Source organism: Cupriavidus sp. GW822-FHT02D05 (assembly GCF_058802485.1).
Genome location: NZ_JBXAOE010000001.1, coordinates 1 through 3711, shown reverse-complemented (window position 1 = coordinate 3711; position 3711 = coordinate 1). Strand labels below are relative to the sequence as shown.

The 3711-nt window shown below is 65.0% G+C and carries 4 protein-coding genes; all 4 read right to left on the bottom strand.

The window, feature by feature from the left end:
• Positions 1-35 precede the first annotated feature (35 nt).
• A complete protein-coding gene (locus tag AC1RQK_RS00020; protein WP_492807003.1) occupies positions 36-1034 on the bottom strand; it encodes a 2Fe-2S iron-sulfur cluster-binding protein in 999 nt (332 codons plus the stop codon).
• A 224-nt stretch (positions 1035-1258) separates the two neighbouring features.
• On the bottom strand, positions 1259-1738 hold the full coding sequence (locus AC1RQK_RS00015) for a GlcG/HbpS family heme-binding protein (protein ID WP_035867076.1): 480 nt from the start codon (positions 1736-1738) through the stop codon (positions 1259-1261).
• Between the two features lie 63 nt (positions 1739-1801).
• Complete coding sequence (locus AC1RQK_RS00010) at positions 1802-3262, bottom strand: aldehyde dehydrogenase family protein (RefSeq protein WP_492807001.1); 1461 nt, start codon at positions 3260-3262, stop codon at positions 1802-1804.
• 83 nt (positions 3263-3345) lie between these two features.
• Positions 3346-3711 (bottom strand): iron-containing redox enzyme family protein (locus tag AC1RQK_RS00005; protein WP_492806999.1); only part of this gene is annotated, 366 nt, incomplete at its 5' end.

Below are 3711 nucleotides of genomic sequence, written 5' to 3'. Positions count from 1 at the left end.
CCCCCCCCCCCCCCCCCCCCCCCCCCCGCGCTGGTTCAGCTGCGCTGGAATGTAAAGCTGTCGGCGTAGATATGCGCGCCGCTGGCGCCGAGCCCGAGAAAGGTCTCACGGGCGTCGCGGATCATGTCGGGCGAGCCGCACAGGTAGATGGCATGCTCGGACAGGTCCGGCAGGTCGGCGGCAACGGCGTGCTGCACGTGGCCGCGCCGGCCGCTCCATGCGCCGTCGGCACGCGAGAGCACCGGCACGTACTGGAAATCGTAGAGCCGCGCGCCCCACGCCTGGATCTGTTCGTGCAGGTACAGGTCCGCCTGGGTGCGCATGCCCCAGTACAGCGAGACCGGCGGGCAATCGGGATCGTCCATCAGCGATTCGAGGATGCTCTTGATCGGCGCCAGCCCGGTGCCCGTGGCCACCATCACCAGCGGGCGATAGTCGTCCTTGCGGAAATAGAAGCCGCCCAGCGGCAACTCCACGTCGAGCTGGTCATCGGAGCGCAGTCCCGCCAGCAAGCGCTCGGTGAAGTAGCCGCCGGGAATACGGCGCACGTGCAGGTCCACCGTGCGGTCCTTGGGAACCGACGCCATCGAGAAACTGCGCGCGATGCCGTCACCGGTAAAGATCTTGAGGTACTGGCCGGGACGGTAGTCAAGCGCCTGCGCCTGCGGCAGCTCCAGCGTCAGGTGCACCACGTCGGCGCTGAGCGGCGCGATCTTGCGGATCACCGCGGTGTGGCGCGCGGGCTCGGCGCATGGCTCGCCTGGCCGCGCGGTGCTGATCACCAGGTCGCTGGTGGGCCGCGCCTGGCACGCCAGCGCAAAGCCTTCGGCCTCTTCTTCCGGGGTCAGGCCCATGGGGTACTCGTCATAGGCCACCGCGCCTTCGACCAGCCTGACGCGGCACGTGGCGCAGCCGCCGAAGCGGCAGTCGTGCGCCATCTGCACATTGGCGCGCAGGGCGCCGTCCAGTACCGTTTCGCCGGCGCTGGTTTCGAACGATTGCTGGGATTCGAGGAGATGGATGCGGTAGGACATGGTGGACTCGGAATGCGTGGGGGGATGGGCTTCTAGATCTAAAACCTAAAACCCAAAGCCTAAAGTCAAAGGCCGTTTCACCACCCCTGCGGGGCGGCGACCTACTTTCTTGTCTTGCCAAGAAAGTAGGCAAAGAAGGCGCCCCATACGGCCTGGTACACCTACGCCGCTCGCTTCGCATCGCTGCTCTTGCGCGGTTTTCGGGGCTGTTGCTGGGTCTGGATTTACTTCTTGATATCGGCCTCTGCCAGCACCTTCAGGTCGTCGCCGGCCAGCAGTTCCTGCAGGGCCTGCAGCGCTGCCACGCCAGCGGCGGTGTCCTGCTCGCCATTGCCGCCGCTCAGGCCGATGCCGCCGATGACTTCGCCGTTGACCACGATCGGAAATCCGCCCACGAACACCGCGAACTTGCCTTCGAAGCTCCACTGGATGCCGAAGGCTTCATTACCCGGCAGCGCGGGGCCGTTCGGCGCCTGGTTGAACAGGTGGGTCGAGCGCTTGTGGCCGGCGGCGGTGAAAGCCTTGTTCCAGGCGATCTGCGGGCCGGTGATGCGCGCGCCGTCCATGCGCTCCAGCACCAGCGGGTAGCCGCCGTCGTCGACCACGCAGATCGATTCCAGCACGCCGATTTCCTCGGACTTGCGGATGGCTGCCGCCACCATGTGACGGGCTTCCTTCAGTTCCAGCTTGATGGCTTTTCTCATGTCCTGCTCCTGCTCGATACGTGAATGCTGCGTGAATGCCCGTTGGTTTGCGGGCGCGCTGGTTCAGCAGCCGCGGTAGACGGTCTTGATCTGCGTGTAGAACTCCAGCCCTGCCCGGCCCGACTCGCGGAAGGTGGAAGTGCTGGATTGCTTGAGGCCGCCAAACGGCGCGTTGATCAGGTTGCCCGTGGTGGTGCGGTTGATCTTGACCGTACCCGACTGGATGTCATGCGCGAAATCATGCGCATAGCGTGGGTTGCTGGTCACGATGGCGGCCGACAAGCCGTACTCGGTGTCATTGGCCTTGGCGATGGCGTCGGCGTAGCTGCTGACCTCGATGATGGCGATCACCGGCCCGAAGATTTCCTCGCGGGCAATGCGCATCTGCTGGGTAACGCCGGTGAAGACGGCCGGCGAGACATAGAAGCCCTTGTCGTATGCCTCGCCGCCCAGGCGGTCGCCACCGCACAGGTGCGTGGCTTCGGCCTTGCCCGCTTCCACATAGCCGAGCACCGTTTCGAGCTGCTTGCGGGTGGCGAGCGGGCCCACGTCCATGCCGGGCGTCATGCCGCTGCCGATCTTCAGGGTCTTGACCTTGGCCAGCAATTTCTCCGTGTAGGCGGCCTTGACCGAAGCCATCACCAGCACGCGGCTGGTGCCGGTGCAGGCCTGGCCGCTGAGCGACAAGCCACCCTTGATGGTGAGGTCCACCGCGCGGTCCAGGTCGGCGTCTTCCATCACGATCAGCGGGTTCTTGCCGCCGAGCTCCATCTGCGTGCGCGTGCTCAGCGACACCGAGCGATGGATATGCTGGCCGGCCGCCGTGGAGCCGGTAAAGGAGATCGCACGCACCGCTGGGGCTTCGGTAATGGCCGCGCCCACGTCGCCGGCACGGCCGGTGATGAAATTGAGCACGCCCTTGGGGATGCCGGCTTCGACAAACGCCTGCGCCAGCCGGTAGCCGCTCAGCGGCGCGTCCGACGAAGGCTTGAACACCACGGTGTTGCCCGCGATCAGCGCCGGGGCAATCTTGCGCGCCGGGATCGACACCGGAAAATTCCACGGCGAGATCACGGTCACCACGCCCAGTGGCTCGCGCTGGCTGTAGACGATCATGTCGGGATCGTCCTGGGGATAGGTCTCGCCGGAGAAAGACTGTCCTTCCACAGCATAGAAGCGGATGGTCTGCGCCGAGCGCAGCACTTCATCCTTGCTCAGGTTGAGTGCCTTGCCTTCTTCGCGGGTCAGTTCCTCGGCGATCTGTTCGGCGTTGGCTTCCAGGTAATCGGCGGCGCCGTTGAGGATCTTGGCGCGTTTCGAGATGGGGGTTTTCTTCCAGGCGTCGAACGCGGCTGCGGCAGCGGCCACGGCGGCCTGCGCGTCATCCGCGGTCGAGGCCTGGAAACGGCCGACGATATCGCCGGTATCGGCCGGGTTGACGTTGTCGAAGGTGCGCCCGCTGGCGCTCTTCGACCATTCGCCGTTGATGTAGTTGTTGAATTCGTCTGTCTTTGCCACTGCCATGATGTCCAAGCCTTTCATCCGGTCAGGCCCCGGGCGGGGCCGTCAATACCAATGCAATGCCGCGATTCCGCCCAGGGGCAGGCTCAGGCAGCCATGTCCAGTTCAGGCAGGGGGATTTCCTGCGCGACATAGTCGTGATAGAGGGCGGTGGTGTAGAGCAGGCGCATCTGGGCACCGATCTCGCAGATCTTGAGGCAGCGCTGCTGCAGCTCCGGGGTGTTGGCGTGTTCCAGCACGATCTGGTAGCCGCGTTCGCCGTGGATTTCATCCGAGACGATATGCAGGTCGAAGAACTCGACTTCTTCGTCGGTGAAGTTGTACTTGTCGCGCAGGGTGGGGGTCTGCTTGCGGTAGATCGACGGCACTTGGGATTCCAGGCCAACGACCAGTCCGGCGACGGCCACGACGGGGTCTTCGCGCATGGCCACGGCGTAGCACCAGCTTTGCAG

Bases quoted from the DNA above. Each gene is read 5' to 3' on its own strand.
- AC1RQK_RS00020 (WP_492807003.1), bottom strand. From the start codon at position 1,034: ATGTCCTACCGCATCCATCTCCTCGAATCCCAGCAATCGTTCGAAACC.
- AC1RQK_RS00010 (WP_492807001.1), bottom strand. From the start codon at position 3,262: ATGGCAGTGGCAAAGACAGACGAATTCAACAACTACATCAACGGCGAA.
- AC1RQK_RS00015 (WP_035867076.1), bottom strand. From the start codon at position 1,738: ATGAGAAAAGCCATCAAGCTGGAACTGAAGGAAGCCCGTCACATGGTG.